The sequence below is a fragment of the Streptomyces sp. NPDC048331 genome (assembly GCF_043201215.1).
Classification (GTDB): Bacteria; Actinomycetota; Actinomycetes; order Streptomycetales; family Streptomycetaceae; genus Streptomyces.
In genome coordinates, this window is the sequence record NZ_JBICYT010000028.1 from 15,293 (window position 1) to 35,440 (window position 20,148).

Here is a 20,148-nt window from a genome sequence, read left to right on the forward strand (position 1 = left end):
TCGCGCCGCACGGATTACGGAACGACGATCGGTTCGGGTGACGCCGCCCCGTGGCGACCGTGTGGTCTCGAAGGAGTGTGAAGATGACAACCTTGTCGGAACGGATATCCCAGTCCGCCTTCGACGGCTCGCGGCTTCGGGTCGTGCTGCTGCTGGATCTGTACGACGGTGCGCAGAATCAGTTCCTCGAGGTGTACGAACATCTCCAGAAGCAGGTGTCCTCCGTCCCCGGACACATCAGTGACGAGTTGTGCCAGTCGATCGAGAACCCGTCCCAGTGGCTCATCACCAGCGAATGGGAGAGCGCACCGCGGTTCTTGGCCTGGATCAACAGCGAGGAACACGTCGCGTCGGTGCAGCCGCTGCACGGCTGCGTACGGGACACCCGCTCGCTGCGTTTCAGCGTGCTGCGGGAGATCGGCAAGGGGCCCGGCCCCGGTTCCCCCTCCCGCACCGGCCCGCCCTCCACCGCTCCCTCCGCCGTCGCCTCACCGGACGCCGCGGACCGGGCCCGGGGCAACCTCCAGGTCGCTCCTCGGCGCGGTGACGGAGTGGTCCGGCACGCGCTCACCTTCACCGTGAAACCCGGCAGCGAGCCGGTGGTGGCGGAGCTCCTGGCCGGCTACACCTCCCCGCAGGCCCAGGTCGACGAGAGCACCCGGCTACGCCGCACCTCGCTGTTCATGCACGGCAACCGCGTCGTGCGGGCGGTCGAGGTGGAGGGCGACCTGCTGGCGGCCCTGCGCCACGTGGCCCAGCAGCCCGAGGTACGGGCGTTGGAGGAGGCGATCAACCCGTACCTGGAACAGGACCGGGACCTCAGCGATCCCGGATCGGCGCGGATGTTCTTCACCCGTGCGGCGCTCCCCGCGGTGCACCATGTGGCGGCCGGCGGCCGTGAGAGCGCGGACCTCGGCCGGCACGCCCTCTTCTACCCCGCGAAGGACGGATGCGGCATGGCGCTCGCCCGGCTGCTCGCCGGGCAGGACGAGGCGGCCGTGGACGATCCGACGAGCCCCATCGAGGGCAGCACCGTCTTCCAGCGCGACGACATCGTCGTGCGCCTCCTCGACCTGCGCGGCCCGCTCGACGCGCGCCCCGCACTGGCCCTCGGCGTCGAGGGCGGCCACAAGGCGGCCGTGCTCGCCCGGCTGCTCGACAGCGCCAAGGACGGCGTCCCCACCACCGACCAGGAGATCTCCCGCTTCCTCGCGCGCTCTGAAATGCGCCTGATCACCGACCGGCGTTCGCCGGTCCAAGCCTGAGGAGTTGTCCGTCATGACCGCTCGACTGACCATGGAAGAACTGGCCGCCCTCATGAAGAAGGGGGCCGGCGTCACCGTCGACCCCGCGGCCATGGCGAGCCGCCCCGACTCGGGCTTCGACGAGTGGGGCCTGGACTCCCTGGGACTCCTCGGCATCGTCGGTGAGCTGGAGAACCGGCACAGCAAGCCGCTGCCGGCCGATGCGGACCGGTGCAAGTCCCCGCGCGAGTTCCTCGACCTCGTCAACAACGCCCTGGCGGCCTGACGGCGGCGCCCGGAAGGGCGACGACGCCCTCGAGACCGGCTCCGTGCCGGTCTCGAGGCGTGCGGTCGTATGCCGGCCGGCATCAGCCGGGCACGGTGCACTCGAACGCGTGCAGGTACGCGTTGACCGGCCGGATCTCGCCGATCACCAGTCCGGCGTCCTCCATGCGGGTGCAGAGGCTGGCCTTGGTGTGCTTCGCGCCGCCGACGTTGAGCAGCAGCAACAGGTCCATGGCCGTGGTGAACTTCATCGACGGGGTGTCGTCGACCAGGTTCTCGATGATGACGACCCGGGAACCGGGGCGGGCCGCCTCGACGACGTTGCGCAGGGTCCTGCGCGTGCTGTCGTCGTCCCACTCCAGGATGTTCTTGATGATGTACATGTCGGCGTCGACCGGGATGGCCTCGCGGCAGTCCCCGGGGACGATGTCGGCCCGCGCGGCGAGCGGCCCGTCCTCCCGCAGTCGCGGGTCCGCCTTCGCCGCCACGCCGGGCAGGTCGAGCAGGACGCCCCGTACCGTCGGGTGCTTCTCCAGCAGGCTCGCCAGTACGTGCCCCTGGCCGCCGCCGATGTCCGCGACGACCGAGATCCCGGTGAGGTCGAGGAGCTCCGCGACGTCCAGCGCCGACTGCATGCTGGAGGTGGTCATGGCCCGGTTGAAGACGTGGGCCGACTCGTGCGCGTCCTGGTGCAGGTAGTCGAAGAACCCCTTGCCGTACAGCTCCTGGAAGACGCTGCCGCCGGAGCGGACGGCGTCGTCGAGCCGCGGCCAGGCCTGCCAGGTCCAGGGCTCCGTGCACCACAGGGCGATGTAGCGCAGGCTGTGCGGGTCCTCCTCGCGCAGCAGGTGCGACATCTCGGTGTGGACGAACTTCCCGTCCTCCGTCTCCGCGAAGATCCCGTAGCAGGACAGGGCGCGGAGCAGCCGCTGCAGGGGCAGGGGCTCGGCGTTCACCGCGGTCGCGAGTTCGGCCGCGGTGGCGGGCGACTCCCCGAGGGCGTCGGCCACTCCCAGGCGGGCCGCGGCCCGTACGGCGGCGGCGCAGGCGGCGCCGAAGACGAGCTCCCGCATGCGCATGGCCGGCTGGGGGGTGTGCTGCGGGGACGGGATCGGGGTGGAGGTGGGACTTACCGTGGTCATGAGGCCTCGATTCTGCTGGTCAGGGGGGTCACGCGTCAGCACATCCCGGCCGGCACGGAGGATGCGCAGCGGTTGTTGACGAACTGGTTGCCCGTTCCGGTCCCCTGGTTGGCCAGGTCCGCCGGCTTGTTGTCCCGCACCACGTTGTCCCGGATGACGTTGTCGGTGTTCGTCGCGCCCACGAAGCTCTTGAACAGCAGGATTCCGCCCGACAGCGGGGAGGCTCCGACGTTGCCGCGGATGTCGTTGGAACGGATGACCGTCTCCTCCGCCCCGGTGAGGACGATGCCGACGCCCTGGATGTCGGGGAGGCGGCTGTTGCCCTTGCAGAACTTGTTGTTCTCGTGGATCCGGTTGTTGCGGATCGTCATGTCCCCGGCCCCGGGCTCGCCCTCGTCGCCGACGACGAAGATGCCGCCGCAGTTGCCGGTGAGGTTGTTGCCGTAGACGGAGAGGTTGCGGACGCGCCTGACGGTGACGCCGATCCGGTTGCCGGTCAGCGTGTTGCGGCGGACCACGGCGCCGAGGGTGTCGGTGGCGCCGCCCTCGCGGTCGACCGTGTTGGCGATGAAGAGGCCCGACTCGGCGTTGTCGCGGGCGGTGTTGTCGCGGAAGAGCCCGCGCGTGGACCGTTCCTGGGCGATGCCCCAGGTGCCGTTCCTCTCGGAGATCACCCGCTGGACGCTCAGCCGGTCGGTGTAGGACGCCCAGATGCCGTTGCGCTTGAAGCCCGAGACGGTCAGCGAGTGGATGTCCACGTCGACGACGGGCTGCTCCGCCGTGCCCATGACGCAGATGCCGGTGTCGGCCTGCGAACAGGCGAGCGCCCGGTCGGAGGTCCCGGACGTGGCGGGCTTCGCGGCCGGGTTCGCGGCCGGCTTGGCGGCCGGCGCCTGGGCCGCTCCGGGTGCCGCCGGGGCCGCCGCCCCGGAGGCCGGCGGCGTGACCGGCGCGACCGGCGTGACGGCCGTGACCGGCGGCTTGATCACCGTCCGGGCACCGAACCCGCGCAGGGTGAGCCGCTTGGTGATCAGCACGTTCTCGTAGTAGGTGCCGGGCATCACGGTGATGGTGTCGCCCGGCCTGGCGTAGTCCACCGCGTCCTGGATCGAGTCGCCGGGGTGCACTCTGCGTCCGGCCGCGGCCGAGGACGGCGCGAGCACGCCGAGTCCTGCGGCCATGACGACTGCGATGCACGTGAGGGACTTGATTTGTCGGTTCGTCACGATGCCGAAGTTATGGGCGATTACGACCGCTCGCCACACTGCGCGAGCGGATGGACACACCCCGTGGGCAAACGGCCGCATTTTGACGTCCGGAGGAGTGGATAGTCGTACTCCGGGCGACGGCCGAACGGGGTGACGCCGGATCAGCTACGGCCTCACGGCGTGTCGCCCGGCCCGGACGGACCCCCGGCGGCGCGTCACACGGCGGCGAGACTCGCCGCGCCGAAGGAGACGTCGAAGCGGTCGCACCAGATGGTCACGCTGCTGAAGTCGGCGAGGTTCACGTCGGCGGGGACCGGGTAGTTCTGGTCCCCCTTGTTGCCCTTGAGCTTGCCGAGACTCGTGTGCTTGCCGTCGTCGAAGACGCGCCAGCCCGCCACGCCCTCCTTCACCGGGGCGTCGGTCAGCCACACCCGCAGGTCCGGGCCGTTGCTGGTGTCGAGGTCCGCCAGCCGCAGGGTGTGGGACCCGTCGGGCAGTCGGATGAGTTCCACCGTGCCGGTGGTGCTGTGCTCGTGGCTGATCAGCGTCCCGCGGGCCACGGTCACCGGGGTCGCCGGAGCGCCGGGTACGTCCGCGGAGGCGCCCGGGGCCGACGGCGCGGCGGCGGCCGGGAGCTCCTCCCGGACGGTCTCGTCCTGCCACAACTTCCACGGCTGCAGCCAGTACAGGGCCACCGCCAGTACCACCGCCGCCGCGATCGACGCTCCGCCCCACAGCCGCCCGCGCCGCCCTGTCCGTGTCACTGCCGTTCCCTCTTCCTCGTCCTGCGCCTGTCCCTACGGATTCAACGCGGCCGGGCCGCCGTACGCCAGGCCCGCGCCCATGACGAAAGTCTTACGTCGACCCGCCCGACCGTTGCCCGCCGCTCCGCGTTCGTGCTGGTGGCAGCAGGTTTCCCGGGTTCGGCCGCGATGGGCGACGGGCAACCCGTCGACCGCGGTGCGGGCCGGGGGCAGGCTGAAGCCGTCAGCACGAGGCCAGCACCACAAGGGGAAACCATGCGCAAGATGTTCCGCGGCGCCGCCGCGCTCGCCACCGCCGTCGTCGCCGTGCTCGCCCTCAGCGGCCCGGTCGAGGCCAAGCCGGCCGACGCGTGGGCGGGATGCCCGGACGGGGCGGTCTGCATCTACCCTCAGAACCAGAACCCCGCCGTCAAGCCGACGCACGTCTTCTACTCCTACGGGGCGCACAATCTGAGCAACCAGTTCGGGAACCACTGGGTGCTCAACAACCAGTACGGCGGTGCGACCGCAAATCTGTGCACGGGCTCCGGGGGCGCGGGCTGCGGCAGCCCCATCGCCGCCAAGACCGGTGTCTACGCCGACCTCACGCCCATCAACTCGGTCCGGCTCAACCGGTAGCCGCACCCCCGTCAGGGCGGCGTGCGGAGCCGTCCTCGAGGTGGCTCCGCACGCCCGTGTGCCGGTCGTACCGGTCCGAAGAGGCGGTCGTCCGCCCCACCCCCGCTGTAGCCTGGGCACTCCCGTACCGCTGCCTGGGCGCGCACTGCCATGGGGGATGTCTTGGGGGATCCGGACCACCGGCGGAAGACCGATCGCCAGCCCGAGTCCGACGGCGCCGCGATGCACTTTCCCGCGCAGCTGAGACGTCTGCGGGTGCAACGCGGCCTGTCCCTCGCGGACCTCGCCCGGCAGACGCATTACAGCAAGGGCTACCTGAGCAAGATCGAGACCGGCTCGAAGCGCGTCACCGTCGACGTCGCACGACGCTGCGACGACGTCCTACGGGCCGGGGGTGAACTCGTGCGGATGGTCCGGGAGACGGGGCCGCGTGGCTCCGACGCCGTTGCCACCGGCACCGGCACCGGCACCGGCACCGGCACCGGTGGCAACGGCCCGGGCGACGGCGGTGCGCACGCCGGTCCGCAGGTGGCCGCCGAGTGTCCCTACCGGGGCCTGCCGGCCTTCACCACGCGCGAGGCCCGCTGGTTCTTCGGGCGGGAGCGGGCGACGGCCGAGCTGATCGAGCGGGTCTTCGAACGGATCGGCGACGGGCCGCTGATGCTGCTCGCCCCGTCGGGTGCCGGCAAGTCCTCCCTGCTCAACGCCGGTCTGGTGCCGGCGCTGCGCGGGGGCGACTTCCCGATGCCGGGCTCCGACACCTGGCCGGTGCTGCGGTTCACGCCCACCGCGCACCCGCTGGAGGAACTGCTGGACTGCGCCGCGAAGACCTTGGGCGGGCATCTCGGCGTCACCGCGGACGAGGTACGTGGCCGGCCGCACGCGTTGCTCGCGGCCGTCCGGCGACGTTCGGACGCTCCCCTGGCGGACGGCCTCGACCGGACGCCGCCGCCTTCACGTCCGGTGCTGCTCGTCGACCAGTTCGAGGAGCTGTTCACGCTGTGCGCCGACGAGGACGAGCGACGCGCGTTCGTCCGGGTGCTGTGCGCGCTGGCGGCCGCCCCACCCGAACCGGACGGCCTCGAAGCGGACGGCCCCGAGCAGGACGGTCTCGGAACGAACGGTCTCGGAACGAACGGCCTCGGAGCGAACGGCCCGGAACCGGAGGCCCTCGACCCCGCCGTCGTGGTGCTCGGCGTGCGGGCCGACTTCTCCGGGAACTGCCTGGACCTGCCGGAGCTGGCCCCGGTCTTCACCCGAGGGCTGTTCGTCCTGCCCCCGATGTCCCTTCCGGAATTACGGGAATCCATCACCCGCCCGGCGGACCTCGCCGGCCTGACCCTCGAACCGGGCCTGTTCCCGCTGCTGATGCGCGATGTCGGCCTGCGTGACGATCCGCCCGACCGGATTCCCTCCGGGGTGCTCCCCCTGGTCTCCCACGCCCTGCTGGCGACCTGGGACCAGCGCGAGGGCGCCACCTTGACCGTCGCCGGGTACGAGCGCACCGGCGGCATCCAAGGGGCGATCGCCCGCACCGCCGAGGAGGTGTTCACCCGCCTCTACCCGGCCGAGCAGAACACGCTCCGCCGCGTCCTGGTGCGCCTGGTGCACGTCGCGGACGGTACGGGGGCCACACGCCGGCGGATGAGCCGTACCGCCCTGATGGAACAGCTGGCGGACGCGGGCCCCGCCGCTGCCGCGCTCGACACCTTCGTCCGGGCCCGGCTGATCACCATGGACAGCGACACCGTCGAGATCACCCACGAGGCCCTGCTGCACGCCTGGCCGAGGCTGCGCGGTTGGATCCGCGCCGACCGGGCCGGGCTCCTGGTCCATCAGCAACTGGCCCACGCCGCCGCCGAATGGGAGCGCGAGAGCCGCGATCCGTCGGCGCTGCACCGCGGGACCCGGCTGGAGAACGCCCGGGCCTGGGCCGACGAGCACGACGGCAGGAGCCGGCTCGGCCCGCTGGAGGCCGCGTTCCTGCGGGCGAGCCAGGACGCGCAGGACAGCCGTGAACGGCAGGCCGGGCGCCAGGTCCGGCTTCGACAGTGGACGCTGGCCACGCTCGTGGTCCTGCTGGTCGTCGCCATGGGCGCGGGCGGGCTGGCGTACCAGCAGCGCGCGGGCGCGCTCGGCCAGGAGCGCGTCGCCCGGTCGCGGGCGCTCGCCCTGCAGTCCGCGGCGCTGGTCGTGGGCCAGCCCGAGGCGTCCATGCGGCTCGCCGGTCAGGCGTACCGGACCTCGGCGACGGTGGAAGCCCGCGGGGCGCTGCTGAGCACCCAGTCCCAGCCTTTCGTCGCCCGCCTGGGCGGGCACGGCGGGCCGGTCAACGCGGTGGCCTTCGCGCCGGACAACGGCACGCTGGCGACGGCCGGTTCGGACGGGACGGTGCTCCTGCGGCGGGTGGCCGACCGCCGGACGATCGCGACCTTCTCCCTGCCCGGGCGGGTGCGCGCGGTGGCCTTCAGCCCCGACGGCTCGACGCTCGCGGCCACCTCGACGGACGGTCCGGCCCGGCTGTGGGAGATCGCCGCCGGTGGCGGTCGCGGCACACCGCTCCCGGCGAGTACGGCCGGCGCCCGGGCCGTCGCCTTCGCGCCGGACGGGCGGAGCCTGGCCGTCGCCGGTGCCGACGGGACGATCGGGCTGTGGGACGCCGCCGGGGACCACGGTGCGTTGGCCTCCCTGACCGGTCACACGGGACGGGTCAACGCGTTGGCGTACGCCCCCGACGGCCGGACGCTGGTGTCGGCCGGCGCCGACCGGACCGTACGGCTGTGGGATCCGGTGGCCGCGGGTCCGCTCGCGGTCCTCACCGGGCACACCGACGAGGTGCTGGGCGCGGCGTTCGCCCCGGACGGCCGTACGGTCGCCACCGGGGGCGTCGACCGGACCGTACGGCTGTGGGACGTCGCGGGCCGCCGGACGACGGCCGTCCTCACCGGGCACAGCGACGACGTGAACGGGGTCGCCTACACGCCGGACGGGACGACCGTCGTCAGCGCGGGCGGCGACGGCACGACCCGACTGTGGGACGTGGCCGGGGGCCGGGCGGTGGCGACGCTGGCCGGGCACACCGACTACGTCCTCGGGGTGGCCGTGGACAGCCGTGGCGCCTTGCTGGCCACCGCCGGTTTCGACACGTCGGTGGTGCTGTGGGACCTGCGGGGCGCGGCGCTCACCTCACGGCCGTTCACGGAGATCTGGGACGCCGCGTACAGCCCGGACGGGAAGCGGCTGGCGACCGCGGAGGGCGATCACGCGGTCCGGTTGTGGGACGTGGCGGAGCGCCGGGTCCTGGCCACGTTCGAAGGCCACGGCGAGACGGTGTTCTCGGTCGCGTTCTCCCCCGACGGGAGAACCTTGGCATCGGCCGGTTCCGACGGGACGATCCGGCTCTGGGACACGGGGGGCGGCGCCGAGCCGGCGGTCCTGACCGGCCAGGGCGGGACCGTGTTCGCGGTGGCCTTCTCCCCGGACGGGCGGACGCTGGCCTCGGCCGGATCCGATGGCACCGTCAGGCTGTGGGACGTGGTGGGGCGCCGCCCGCTCGCCGTCCTGGCGGGTCACACGGACTTCGCCAACGACGTGGTGTTCAGCCCGGACGGGCGCACCCTGGCGAGCGCCGGGGACGATCTGACGGTCCGTCTGTGGGACGTGGCGGGGCGTCGCCCGCAGGCCGTCCTCACCGGTCACCGGGGCGCGGTGCGCGGCGTGGCCTTCAGCCCGGACGGGCGGACACTGGCGAGCAGCGGAAACGACGGGACCGTGCGGCTGTGGGACGCGCGGCGCCACCGCTTCCTGGCGGCGCTGACCGGGCACACCGGCTCCGCGCGGGGCATCGCCTTCTCCCCCGACGGCCGCACGCTCGCGAGCAGCGGCAACGACCGGACGGTCCGTCTGTGGGACGTGGCCGGGCGCCGACCGGTGGCCGCGCTGTCCGGCCACACGAACGCGGTGTGGGGCGTGGTGTTCGCCCCCGACGGGCGGACGGTGGCCAGCAGCGGTACGGACGGCACGGTACGGCTGTGGGACCTGGACGTCGAGGCGCGCCTCGCGGTGGTCGACAGGCTGCGGGCGCCTGACCCCGAGGGACAGGACGGGGGTCCGCCCCTCGGGGTCAGGCGTTCGCGATGACGAGCAGGGTGCGTGCCGGGGCCGGGCCCGACAGGCGGCAGCGGTGCGGGACTTCGCCCCGATGGTGGGCGCTCTGGCCCGCGCGCAGGGTCAGCGGTTCCTCCCCCTCGACCTCCAGGACGATCTCTCCCTCCAGGACGTAGAGGAAGTCCTCGCCGGGGTGTTCGAACCAGCCGCGCTCGCCCCGGCCGGGCTCGAAGTGGTGCTCGTAGGCCTCCATCAAGGCGCTGCGCCCGCCGGGGATGAGCACCTGGGCGATCTGGCCCGCGGCCTCGCTCACGCGGATCACCTGGGGGTCGCTCTCGTGGCTGACGGCGCCGGGCCGGTCGGGCGGCCGCAGGAAGGTGCCCGGGGTGACGTCCAGGGCCTCGGCGATCCGGTAGATCGAGCTGAGGCTGGGCGTGGCGAGCCCGCGTTCCAGCTGGCTGAGGAAGGGCTGGGAAAGGCCGGAGCGGGTGGCGAGTACGGCCATGGAGACGCCGCGCTGTTTGCGGCAGCCGCGGATCACCCGTCCGACCTCGATCGCCTCGGGCGTGGGTTCTGGGCGAGACACGCAGGTGAACGTACCTCATGGGGTCCGGCGTGCCCGGGGGCCGCGGGAGGTTTCGCACTGCCGCAACACGCTCGTCATAAGCAGGGTCAATTATTGACCTCACTTATCAACGCGTCGGAACGAACGAGGAGTCGCCCCGTGCACGCCACCCCCTCTCCCCCCGGCCGGGGCCTCGCCGGGCTCGGCCCGGCCCTGGGCGCGGCCGGCGTCGTCCTCGCGCTCTGGTACCTCCTCGCCCACTTCGGCGAGGTCGCCCCGGGACTGCTGCCCACCCCCGGCGAGACCCTGGCCGCACTGGCGGACGGCGCCCGCAGCGGCACCCTGGCCACCGACCTCGGTGCCAGCCTGGCGCGGGCCGGACAGGGCTTCGCGTTGGGCGCCGTCGTCGGCGGGGTGCTCGGCTTCACCACCGGCTACCTGCCGAAGCTGTCCGCCGCCGTCACCCCGGTGATCTCCTTCCTGCGGCCGATCCCGGCCATCGCCCTGGTGCCGCTCGCGACCGCCTGGTTCGGCATCGGCGAGAGCGCCAAGCGCCTGCTCATCGCGTACGCCGTCCTGCTCGCCGTCTGGCTGTACGTCCACGACGGGGTGTCCCGGGTCCCGGTCTCCCATCTGCGCGCGGCCCGGTCGCTGGGGGCTCCGCCGCACCGGCGGTTCACCGAGGTACTGCTGCCCGCCGCCGCCCCCGCCCTGATCGCGGCGCTGCGCTACGGGGCCTCGGTGGCCCTGCTCGCGCTGGTGGCGGCCGAACTGGGCGGCGCCGACAGCGGGTTGGCGTACCGGCTCCAGGTGGACGGCCAGTTCCTGCGGGTGGACCGGATGTTCGCGGGGCTGCTCGTGCTCGGGCTGCTCGGGGTGGCCGTCGACCTCGTACTGGCCGCCGTGGGCCGCCGGTTCGTGCACTGGAGCGCGTCATGAGCCTGGAGGTACGGCTGGAGGGGCTGTCGGCCGGCTACGGGACCGGCGCCCCGGTGCTGGAGCACACCGACCTGGAATTCGCGGCGGGATCCTTCACGGCGCTGCTCGGGCCCAGCGGATGCGGCAAGTCCACGGTCATCAACACGGTGGCCGGCTTCGTACGGCCCACCGCGGGGAAGGTGACGGCGGGGACGGAACCGGTGCGCGGACCGGGCCCGGAGCGGGGTGTGGTCTTCCAGCACTACGCGCTGTTCCCCTGGCGCACGGCCCGCGGAAACGTCGAGTTCGCCCTCAAGCGGCTCGGCCTGCCCCGGGCGGAGCGCAGCCGACGCGCGCTCGCGGCGCTGGCAGAGGTGGGGCTCGCGGACGGCGCGGAGAAGTACCCGGCCCAGCTGTCGGGCGGGATGCAACAGCGGGTTGCGTTGGCCCGGGCGTTGGCCGCCGAGCCCGAAGTGCTGCTGATGGACGAGCCGTTCGGAGCGCTGGACGCGCTGACCCGGACCCGCATGCAGACCCTGCTGCGGGAGTTGTGGCAGCGCCGCGGCACCACCGTCCTGTTCGTCACGCACGACATCGACGAGGCGCTGGCGCTCGCCGGGCGCGTGATCGTCCTCGGCGGGAGTCCCGGGCGGGTGCTCGCCGACCACGCCGTACCCGCCGGGCCGCCCGACCCCGACCTGCGCTCCCTGATCGCCCGCCACCTCGGCTCCGAATGATCCACGCCGATCCCCGGGCGCTTCCCGCTTCCCCTGTCCCCGCTGCTCGCCCTCCTGTCCACGGAAGGACTGTTCACCATGCCCGGACCCCGCGCGGTGGCCGCCGTACTGCTCGCCGTCCTGCTCTTCCCGCTCGCCACCGCCTGCGCCGGCTCCGCGTCAGGCACCCCGGACGATGCCCGCCCGGCCGTCACCCTCGCCACCAGCGACCACCTCGGCGGCGCGCCCGTCCACCTGGCCGAGGAGGACGACCTCTGGTCGGCCGAGGGCATCGAGGCCACCGTCACCACCCGGCCCACCGGCCGGGACGCGCTGAACGCCGTACTCGGCGGTCAGGCCCAGCTCGGCGTCGTCGGCGATCTGCCCGCCGTGACCGCCGCGCTGGGCGGGCGCGAGCTGCGGGTCGTCGCCGACCTGTCCCGGTTCTCGGACTGGCGGCTGCTCACCCGGACCGACCGGCGGATCACCGACTTCGCCGCCCTGAAGGGCCGCAGGGTCGGGGTCCCGCAGGGGACGAACGGCGAGTACGCGCTGTCGCGGATGCTCGCCTCGGCGCAGCTGACCGCGTCGGACGTGACCGTGGTCAACCTGGCGCCGAACCAAGTCACTTCGGCCCTGGCCCGCGGCGACATCGACGCCGGGGTCACCTTCCCCAGCTTCTACGACGCCGCGCGCACCGCCCTGGCCGGCGCCTACGCCGAGCTCCCCTTCACCGGATACACGGCCAGGACCCTCCTCGTCGCCGGCCCGTCCGCGAACGCGGAGAGCACCATCGCGGTCCTGCGTACGCTGCTGCGCGCCCAGCGGGAGCTCGAGGCCGACCCGGCCGGGGCGCGCAAGGCCGTACTCGCCCAGTCCAAGGGCGTCCTGCAGGCCGCCTACGTCGAGACCTACCAGCTCCGCTACTCGTACGGCGCCACCCTCTCCCCCGAGCTGCTGACCCAGTTGGAGGAGGAGGCCGCCTGGGCCAAGGCCGCCCAGAACCTGCCCGGCACCGCCGACCGCGCCGCACTGCTGCGGTACCTGGACTCCGACCCGCTCGCGGCCGTCGACCCGGCCGCCGTCACCGTCCGCTGAACCCACCACCCACCACCCGCACCCGCACCCACATCCTGGAGAGATCCCATGACCGTGACCGTCGACCAGAACACCCTGCGCCGCCGCGGCGTCGGCCTGATCGCCCACGACCCCGCGCGCAGCTACGGCGGCCTCACCCTCTACACGCCGATCACCAGTGCCGGCGAGATCCACCTCGTCGACATCGAGGGCCGGCCAGTCCACACCTGGAACTCCCCGCACCCGCCCGGCCGCCAGGCGCAGATCCTGCCGAACGGCAACCTCTTCTACGCGGCCAAGGACACGAGCGGCCCGACCCTCTTCCCCATCTGGGACGTGTACCACGGCGGCATCTTCCAGGAGCTGGCGCCGGACTCCACAGTCCTCCGCGAGGTGCGGCACCCCCTCCACCACCACGACGCCTCGATCCTGCGCAACGGCAACCTGCTCATCGGAGCCGTGGAGCCGCTGGACCCGGCCGACGCGGCCCGGATCCGGGGCGGCACCCCCGGATCCGAGGCGCCCGACGGGGTGGTCTACGGGGACGTGGTGTACGAGCTGACCTGGGACGGGGAAATCGTGTGGCGCTGGGCCGCCATCGAGCACCTGGACCCGGAGGAGGTGCCGCTGAACCGGCACTTCGCCCGCAACCACTGGCCGATGGCCAACACCGTCAACGAGAGCGCGGACGGCTCGATCGTGGTGGGCTTCCGCAGCGCGTCCACCACCGTGTCGATCGACCGCGCCGACGGGGCGGTGCGGTGGCGCATCGGCCCGGACGTGCTCGCCCAGCAGCACCATCCGCACGAACTGCCCGGCGGCACCCTGCTGGTCTTCGACAACGGAACCTACCGCGACACCACCTCCGTGCCGTACTCGCGGGTGCTGGAGCTCGACCCGCGCACCGGCGAGGAGGTGTGGGCGTACGAGGACAACCCGCCGCAGAACTTCTTCAGCCCGTACATGTCCAGCGCCCAGCGCCTGCCCAACGGGAACACCTTCGTCGCCGAGGGCTCCTTCGGGCGGCTCTTCGAGGTCACTCCTGGCGGGGAGGTCGTGTGGGAGTTCGTGGTCCCGCAGTTCCGCTCCTTCGGGGAGGGCGTGGGCCTGGAGTCCTCGGCCGGCGCCCAGAACTCGGTCTTCCGCGCCTACCGCTACGCCGCCGAGCAGCTCCCCTGGCTGTGAGGCGAGCCCGACTCCCGGCCGGCGCCCCGGCAACACCACTGCCAACTTCTCTTCATACTGCGGTCATTGTATGGCACAGGTGTCAGGCGTAGCGTTTTCGGGAGAATTCGATGGCGGTCCGGAGACGTGACCCCGCATCGGCTTCCTTTCCGAACGCCGAGCAGGAAGGCGCTGTTCCACGTGTCCGTTCCCTCATCGCCTCCGATACCCCTGCACCTCGCCGTCGCTCTCGACGGAGCGGGCCGGCACGCGGCCGCCTGGCGCGAGCCGGGTGCCCGGCCCGCCGAGCTCTTCACCGCCCGCTACTGGGCCGATCTCGCCGCCGAGGCCGAGGCCGGGCTGCTCGACTTCATCACCTTCGGCGACGGCCTCGCCCTCCAGTCCTCCTCGAACACCGCGGCCGACGAGCGCACGGACCGGGTCCGCGGGCGGCTGGACGCGGTGCTCACCGCGGCGCGGGTGGCGCCCCTGACCCGGCGCATCGGGCTGGTCCCCGCCGTGACGGTCACCCACACCGAGCCCTTCCACATCTCCAAGGCGATCGCCACGCTCGACCACGTCAGCCGCGGCCGCGCCGGTCTCCGCGTCCAGGTGTCCGGACTCGCCCACGAGGCACGGCACTTCGGGAGACGGACCGCGCCGTTCACGGACGGGGAGCTGCACGCGGAGGCCGCCGACCACGTGGAGGTGATCCGGCGGCTGTGGGACAGCTGGGAGGACGACGCGGAGATCCGGGACGTGGCCACGGGCCGGTTCGTCGACCGCGCCAAGTTGCACCACATCGACTTCGAGGGCCGTCACTTCAGCGTCAGGGGGCCGTCGATCACCCCCCGACCGCCACAGGGGCAGCCCGTGGTCGGCGCGTCCGGTGCGGGCGAGGCCTCGTACGCGCTCATCGCCCGGTCCGCCGAGGTCGGGTACGTGCCCGCGCACGACGGCGACGGTGCGCGCGCGGCCGTGGCGGCGATCCGGCGGGCCCGGGAGGCGACCGGGCGCGCGGCGGACCCGCTGCACCTGTTCGGGGAGCTCACGGTGTTCCTCGACGCGGACGGCCCGGCCGCCGCCGCACGTCTGGAGCGCCTCGACGCGCGCGCGGGACTCGCACACGGCGACCACGGCGGCCACCGCGAGCACCACGACGGCGACGGCGACGGCCCGGTTTTCGCCGGAAGCCCCGGGCAGCTGGCCGACCTGCTGCTGGAGCGGCGGACGGCGGGGCTGTCGGGCTTCCTGCTGCGGCCGGGCGTGATCGCCCACGACCTGCCCGCCATCACCCGATCCCTGGTGCCCGAGCTCCAGCGGCGCGGGGTCTTCCGACGGGAGTACCGGGCGGACACGCTGCGCGGCCTGCTCGGGCTGGAGCGCCCGGCCAACCGCTACGCACGGCCGGCCGCCTGACCCGCTGCCCGCCCCGGACCCTCCGGAAGGACGAACCATGAGCAGCAAGCCGCTCAAGCACATACATCTCGCGGCCCACTTCCCCGGCGTCAACAACACCACCGTGTGGAGCGACCCGGCCGCCGGCAGCCATATCGACTTCGACTCGTTCCGCCACTTCGCGCGGACGGCCGAGCGCGCGAAGTTCGACTTCCTCTTCCTCGCGGAGGGCTTGCGACTGCGGGAACAGGGCGGCGAGATCTACGACTTGGACGTGGTCGGTCGACCCGACACCTTCACGGTGCTCGCCGCCCTGGCCGCGGTGACCGACCGGCTGGGGCTGACCGGCACCATCAACTCCACCTTCAACGAGCCGTACGAGGTAGCCCGCCAGTTCGCCACGCTCGACCATCTCTCGGAGGGCCGGGCCGCCTGGAACGTGGTCACCTCCTGGGACGCCTTCACCGGTGAGAACTTCCGGCGCGGCGGATTCCTGCCGCGCGAGGACCGCTACTCCCGTGCCCAGGAGTTCCTGGCCGCCGCCACCGAGCTGTTCGACTCCTGGGACGGCTCCGAGATCGCCGCCGACGCGGGGTCCGGCACTTTCCTGCGGGACGCGCGGGCCGGGGCCTTCGCCCATCGGGGCCGGCACTTCGACATCGAGGGTCGCTTCAATGTGCCGCGCAGCCCGCAGGGCCGACCGGTGATCTTCCAGGCGGGTGATTCCGAGGAGGGCCGGGAGTTCGCCGCAGCCGGTGCCGACGCGATCTTCGGCCGCTACGGAACCCTCGACGCGGGGCGGGAATTCTACGCGGACGTCAAGGGCCGGCTCGCCAAGTACGGCCGTACGCACGACCAGTTGAAGATCCTTCCGGCAGCCACCTTCGTCCTCGGGGACACCGACGCCGAGGCCCGGGAGATCGCGCACGAGGTGCGCCGCCTCCAGGTCAGCGGGCAGACCGCGATCAAGTTCCTGGAGCACGTCTGGAACCGGGACCTGTCCGCCTACGACCCGGACGGCCCGCTGCCCGAGGTCGATCCCCTGATCGGGGAGAACACCATCGCGCTGGGACGTGCGAGCGTACGGCAGTTCCGTGATCCGCTCGCCACCGCCCGGCAGTGGCGCGAGCTGGCCCGGGCCGAGAACCTGTCGATCCGCGAGCTGGTCATCGCCACCACGGCCGATCAGACCTTCGTCGGTTCGGCCGCCACCATCGCCGAGTCCATCGACGCGCTGGTGCAGGCGGACGCGGCCGACGGCTTCATCCTGGTCCCCCACATCACCCCGGGCGGCCTGGACGGGTTCGCGGACTCCGTCGTACCGCTGCTCCAGGAGCGGGGGGTGTTCCGCACCGAGTACGAGGGCACGACCCTGCGCGACCACCTCGGGCTCACGGTCCCGGCGCCGGCTCGGACAACGGCTCCGACCCCGGCCCCGACGTCGACCCCGACCTCGTGACCTTCCTCGCCCTCCCCCACCCTCCCCGACCTTCAAGGAGTCCGGCCATGCCCGGCATCCCTCTCGGGGTCCTCGACCTCGTCCCCGTCTCCTCCGGTTCCACCGCCGCCGAGGCCCTGCGGCACAGCATCGATCTCGCGCGGCGGGCCGAGGAGTTCGGCTACGCCCGCTACTGGTTCGCCGAGCACCACCTCAATCCCGGGGTCGCCGGGTCCTCCCCGGCGGTGGTGCTCGCGCTGACCGCCTCCGCGACCTCGACCATCCGGCTCGGCTCCGGCGCGGTGCAGCTCGGGCACCGCACCGCGCTGTCGACGGTCGAGGAGTTCGGGCTGATCGACGCGCTGCACCCCGGCCGCGTCGACCTGGGGCTGGGCCGCTCGGCCGGCCGGCCCCGGCCGCCCGAGGGTCCCGCCCCGCGGCCGCCGGTCACGGCGGTCGTGGACGGGTACGCCCCGAACGGGCTGCGGATCCCGGAGCCGTTCTCCTTCGCCCCTCTGCTGGGCCATCCACGGGTGGCCCTCCAGCAGAAGCTGCTGAACCTGCCGGGAGCCCGGCCGCAGGAGTACGGCGAGCAGGTCGACGACGTACTCGCCCTGCTGCGGGGCGAATACCGCTCCCCGGAGGGGGTGGCGGCGCACGCGGTCCCCGGTGAGGGGGCCGACGTGGAGGTGTGGATCCTGGGCAGCAGCGGCGGTGTGAGCGCGGAGACGGCGGGCCGCAACGGGCTCCGGTTCGCGGCCAATTACCACGTCAGTCCGGCGGCGGTGCTGGAGGCCGCCGAGGGGTACCGGGCGGCGTTCAAGCCGTCGGCCGAGCTGGAACGGCCGTATCTGTCGGTGTCCGCCGATGTGGTGGTGGCCGAGGACGAGGAGACGGCGCGCGAACTGGCCACCGGGTACGGGGCCTGGGTGCGCGGCATCCGGACGGCCGAGGGGGCCATCCCGTACCCGACGCCGGCCGAGGCGCGGGCCCTGCCGTGGACCGACGCGGACCGGCGGTTGGTGGCCGACCGAATGGAGACCCGGTTCGTCGGCTCGGCGGGGACCGTCGCCGATCACCTGGAGCGGCTCCAGGAGGCGACGGGCGCGGACGAGCTGCTGATCACCACGATCACCCACGGACACGCGGACCGGGTCCGCTCCTACCGCCTGCTCGCCGAGGAGTGGCACCGCCGGTCGGCGCGCTGACCTGGGCGCCGTGGCACCACGACGCCCGGGCCGAGGGGCCGCGAGGGAGGTTCAGCGCGCCCCGACGCCGGTGCGGCTCATTCCTCGCGCCCCGCCGTCCCCCTGTCCAGAACTCCCGAGACAGCTGCCACGAGTCGGTCGCCCGCACGGTCGACGCTGCCGTTCTGCGCGCTGATCTGGGCGCCTTCCAGGAGGAAGGTGATCTCCGCGGAGACGTCGTCGGGCGCGTGCGCGCCCGCCCGCTCGCACATGGCCGTCAGCCGTCGCCGCTGCCGGGCCTTGTGGTCCTCGATGAGCCGGCGGGCCGCATGGTCGGCGTCGGACAGGCCGGCGAAGGAGTTCACGAAGGGGCAGCCCCTTCGGGCGACGTCGGGCAGCCCATCCGCGACGAACCGTGCCACGGCGAGCACCTGGGCCCGACCGTCGTCCGCGTGCTCGGCCTCCACCCGGTCGAAGGCGGTGGTGTACTCCGCCGCGACGATCCTCAGCCACTCCTCGATCAGCGCGTCCTTGGTGGCGAAGTGCCGGTAGAGCGCCATCTTCGTGGTGTTCGCCCGCTCGGCGATGGCCTGGACCCCGACGGCCCGGACGCCCTCACGGAGGAAGAGTTCCTCGGCCGCGTCGAGGATGCGCTCGCGCGGGGGGAGGCGGGCCACCCTCGTGTCCCGCCCCGGCCTCGGAGTGGTGCCGCTCGTCATGTGTGCCTCGCTTCGGTCGCGCCGGCCGGCGCCTCCCGAGCCATGCTACGTTACCGATCACTCCCGGACGATACCGATCGGTATCGTCCGGGACCGTTGGGTAGCGTAGGGAGAGCGCCATGGAACTGCACGAATACGCCGCATACGACGCGGTGGGACTGGCCGGGCTGGTGGCCCGAGGGGAGGTGACCTCGGCCGAGCTCGTCCGCGCGGCGCAGGCCGCGACGGCGGCCGTGAATCCGCGGATCAACGCGGTCGTGGAGAGCTGGCCCGCGGAGGACTCCCCGACCCCGGGCAGCACCCCGCTCGCGGGCGTGCCGTTCCTCATCAAGGACATCGCCGTGTCCATGCGGGGCAAGCGCGTCGAGCTGGGCAGTCGCCTCGCCGCCGGCAACGTGGCCGCGGCGGACTCCTTCCTGATGCGGCGGTTCCGCCGGGCCGGTCTGGTGACGTTGGGCCGCACGGCCACACCCGAGTTCGCCTACAGCACCACCACGGAGCCGGTCCTGTACGGCCCCACCCGCAATCCCTGGGACCCCACCCGGACACCGGGTGGCTCCAGCGGCGGATCGGCCGCGGCCGTCGCCGCCGGCATCACTCCCCTCGCGCACGCCACCGACGCGGCCGGGTCGATCCGCGTGCCCGCCGCCTCCACCGGGCTGTTCGGGCTCAAGCCCACCCGGGGCCGGGTCTCGCTCGGCCCGGACGCCGACGAGGTGTTCAACGGCCTCGCGGTGCACGGCGGGCTCAGCCGAACCGTGCGGGACAGCGCGGCCCTGCTCGACCTGATCCAGGGCCCGGAGACCGGCGACCCCTACTTCGCGGAGCGCCCCCGCCGCCCGTACCTGGAGGAGATCACCCAGGAGCCCGGCCGCCTGCGCGTCGGCCTGGTCACCACCCCGGGGAACGGGCGCGCCGTGGAACCGGCCGTGCTCAAGGCCACCCTGACGGCCGCCCGGCTGCTGGAATCCCTCGGCCACCGGGTCGACGTCACCACCGTGGATCTCGGCGTGAGCTGGGAGGAGTTCGTCCTGGCCAACGCCCGCCTGTGGTCCGCGAACCTGGTGACCTGGATCGACGGCTTCGCCGCGACCTCCGGCCGCCCCGTGGACGGGTCCACCCTCGAACCGGAGACGCTCACGAGCTACCGGTGGGGACTCGGGGTGAGCGGAGCACAGTTCGTCCACGCCCTCGACGTGCGCAACCGGGTCGCCCGCTCGATCGGCGCCCACTTCGAGACCCAGGACCTGGTGCTGACCCCCACCCTGCCCGAGGCGCCGGTGCCCCTGGGCACCTACGGCCAGGGCGCGGAGGACGCCGACGGGCCGGGCCGGCTGGAGCACCTGTTCCGCCGCTCGCCGTTCACCGCCGCCTTCAACGTCGCGGGGACGCCCGCGATGTCCGTACCGCTCGCGTCCGACCCGGCCACCGGCCTGCCGATAGGCGTCCAGTTCGCCGCAGGCCAGGGACGCGAGGACACCCTGTTCCGGCTCGCCGCGCAACTGGAGCGGGCCGCCCCCTGGAGGGACCGGAGGCCTCCCGTATGGGCGGGCGCGGCCCGTCAGGCCTGACGTGAGCCACCCGCCGCGCGGGGTGCC

Annotated in this window: 17 protein-coding genes; 12 read left to right on the forward strand and 5 right to left on the reverse strand. The window is 73.2% G+C overall.

All coding sequences use genetic code 11. The annotated features are described in order from the left end of the window. The first annotated feature begins 83 nt into the window (after positions 1 to 83). Entirely contained in the window at positions 84 to 1,265 is a 1,182-nt protein-coding gene (locus ACGFYY_RS31010; protein ID WP_393714475.1) for a SchA/CurD-like domain-containing protein, read from the forward strand. Positions 1,266 to 1,278: 13 nt separating this feature from the next. Next, positions 1,279 to 1,530: an acyl carrier protein gene (locus ACGFYY_RS31015; protein WP_314251526.1), complete on the forward strand. Its 252-nt coding sequence runs from the start codon at positions 1,279 to 1,281 to the stop codon at positions 1,528 to 1,530. 82 nt (positions 1,531 to 1,612) lie between these two features. Here the strand turns inward: ACGFYY_RS31015 and ACGFYY_RS31020 are convergent, their stop codons facing one another. The 3 genes from ACGFYY_RS31020 to ACGFYY_RS31030 form a co-directional block, all read right to left on the reverse strand. After that, positions 1,613 to 2,671: a methyltransferase gene (locus ACGFYY_RS31020; protein WP_393714477.1), complete on the reverse strand. Its 1,059-nt coding sequence runs from the start codon at positions 2,669 to 2,671 to the stop codon at positions 1,613 to 1,615. 35 nt (positions 2,672 to 2,706) lie between these two features. Further along, the gene (locus ACGFYY_RS31025; protein ID WP_393714582.1) at positions 2,707 to 3,852 is read right to left on the reverse strand and encodes a nitrous oxide reductase family maturation protein NosD; all 1,146 of its coding nucleotides are present in this window, start codon (positions 3,850 to 3,852) and stop codon (positions 2,707 to 2,709) included. A gap of 242 nt (positions 3,853 to 4,094) precedes the next feature. Then, positions 4,095 to 4,643 (reverse strand): DM13 domain-containing protein, encoded by a 549-nt coding sequence (locus ACGFYY_RS31030; RefSeq protein ID WP_393714479.1) that lies wholly within the window; start codon positions 4,641 to 4,643, stop codon positions 4,095 to 4,097. A gap of 255 nt (positions 4,644 to 4,898) precedes the next feature. Between ACGFYY_RS31030 and ACGFYY_RS31035 the strand changes: the two genes are divergently transcribed. Then, entirely contained in the window at positions 4,899 to 5,261 is a 363-nt protein-coding gene (locus ACGFYY_RS31035) for a hypothetical protein (protein WP_365274038.1), read from the forward strand. A gap of 150 nt (positions 5,262 to 5,411) precedes the next feature. Beyond that, positions 5,412 to 9,401, forward strand: a complete 3,990-nt coding sequence (locus ACGFYY_RS31040; RefSeq protein WP_393714481.1) for a helix-turn-helix domain-containing protein — start codon at positions 5,412 to 5,414, stop codon at positions 9,399 to 9,401. On the opposite strand, the gene ACGFYY_RS31045 is transcribed toward ACGFYY_RS31040, so the two are convergent. Next, positions 9,385 to 9,954 (reverse strand): helix-turn-helix domain-containing protein, encoded by a 570-nt coding sequence (locus ACGFYY_RS31045; protein ID WP_393714483.1) that lies wholly within the window; start codon positions 9,952 to 9,954, stop codon positions 9,385 to 9,387. The genes ACGFYY_RS31040 and ACGFYY_RS31045 overlap by 17 nt on opposite strands. A 138-nt stretch (positions 9,955 to 10,092) precedes the next feature. Between ACGFYY_RS31045 and ACGFYY_RS31050 the strand changes: the two genes are divergently transcribed. The 7 genes from ACGFYY_RS31050 (at position 10,093) to ACGFYY_RS31080 (ending at position 17,852) form a co-directional block, all read left to right on the forward strand. Continuing rightward, on the forward strand, positions 10,093 to 10,872 hold the full coding sequence (locus ACGFYY_RS31050; protein ID WP_393714485.1) for an ABC transporter permease: 780 nt from the start codon (positions 10,093 to 10,095) through the stop codon (positions 10,870 to 10,872). After that, complete coding sequence (locus tag ACGFYY_RS31055; protein ID WP_393714487.1) at positions 10,869 to 11,588, forward strand: ABC transporter ATP-binding protein; 720 nt, start codon at positions 10,869 to 10,871, stop codon at positions 11,586 to 11,588. Before ACGFYY_RS31050 ends, ACGFYY_RS31055 begins: the two co-directional genes overlap by 4 nt. Positions 11,589 to 11,666: 78 nt before the next feature. After that, on the forward strand, positions 11,667 to 12,665 hold the full coding sequence (locus ACGFYY_RS31060; RefSeq protein WP_393714489.1) for an ABC transporter substrate-binding protein: 999 nt from the start codon (positions 11,667 to 11,669) through the stop codon (positions 12,663 to 12,665). 48 nt (positions 12,666 to 12,713) lie between these two features. Then, entirely contained in the window at positions 12,714 to 13,829 is a 1,116-nt protein-coding gene (locus tag ACGFYY_RS31065; protein ID WP_393714491.1) for an aryl-sulfate sulfotransferase, read from the forward strand. Between the two features lie 180 nt (positions 13,830 to 14,009). Next, a complete protein-coding gene (locus ACGFYY_RS31070; RefSeq protein ID WP_393714493.1) occupies positions 14,010 to 15,227 on the forward strand; it encodes an LLM class flavin-dependent oxidoreductase in 1,218 nt (405 codons plus the stop codon). Between the two features lie 37 nt (positions 15,228 to 15,264). Further along, positions 15,265 to 16,665 (forward strand): NtaA/DmoA family FMN-dependent monooxygenase, encoded by a 1,401-nt coding sequence (locus tag ACGFYY_RS31075; RefSeq protein ID WP_393714495.1) that lies wholly within the window; start codon positions 15,265 to 15,267, stop codon positions 16,663 to 16,665. 47 nt (positions 16,666 to 16,712) lie between these two features. Then, entirely contained in the window at positions 16,713 to 17,852 is a 1,140-nt protein-coding gene (locus ACGFYY_RS31080; RefSeq protein ID WP_393714497.1) for an LLM class flavin-dependent oxidoreductase, read from the forward strand. A gap of 77 nt (positions 17,853 to 17,929) precedes the next feature. On the opposite strand, the gene ACGFYY_RS31085 is transcribed toward ACGFYY_RS31080, so the two are convergent. Beyond that, complete coding sequence (locus ACGFYY_RS31085) at positions 17,930 to 18,550, reverse strand: TetR/AcrR family transcriptional regulator (protein ID WP_393714499.1); 621 nt, start codon at positions 18,548 to 18,550, stop codon at positions 17,930 to 17,932. Positions 18,551 to 18,669: 119 nt separating this feature from the next. Here ACGFYY_RS31085 and ACGFYY_RS31090 point away from each other — a divergent pair, with 119 nt between their 5' ends. After that, positions 18,670 to 20,121 carry an amidase gene (locus ACGFYY_RS31090; protein ID WP_393714501.1) on the forward strand — a complete coding sequence of 484 codons (1,452 nt, stop codon included), beginning with the start codon at positions 18,670 to 18,672 and terminating at the stop codon, positions 20,119 to 20,121. The last annotated feature ends 27 nt before the right edge of the window (positions 20,122 to 20,148 follow it).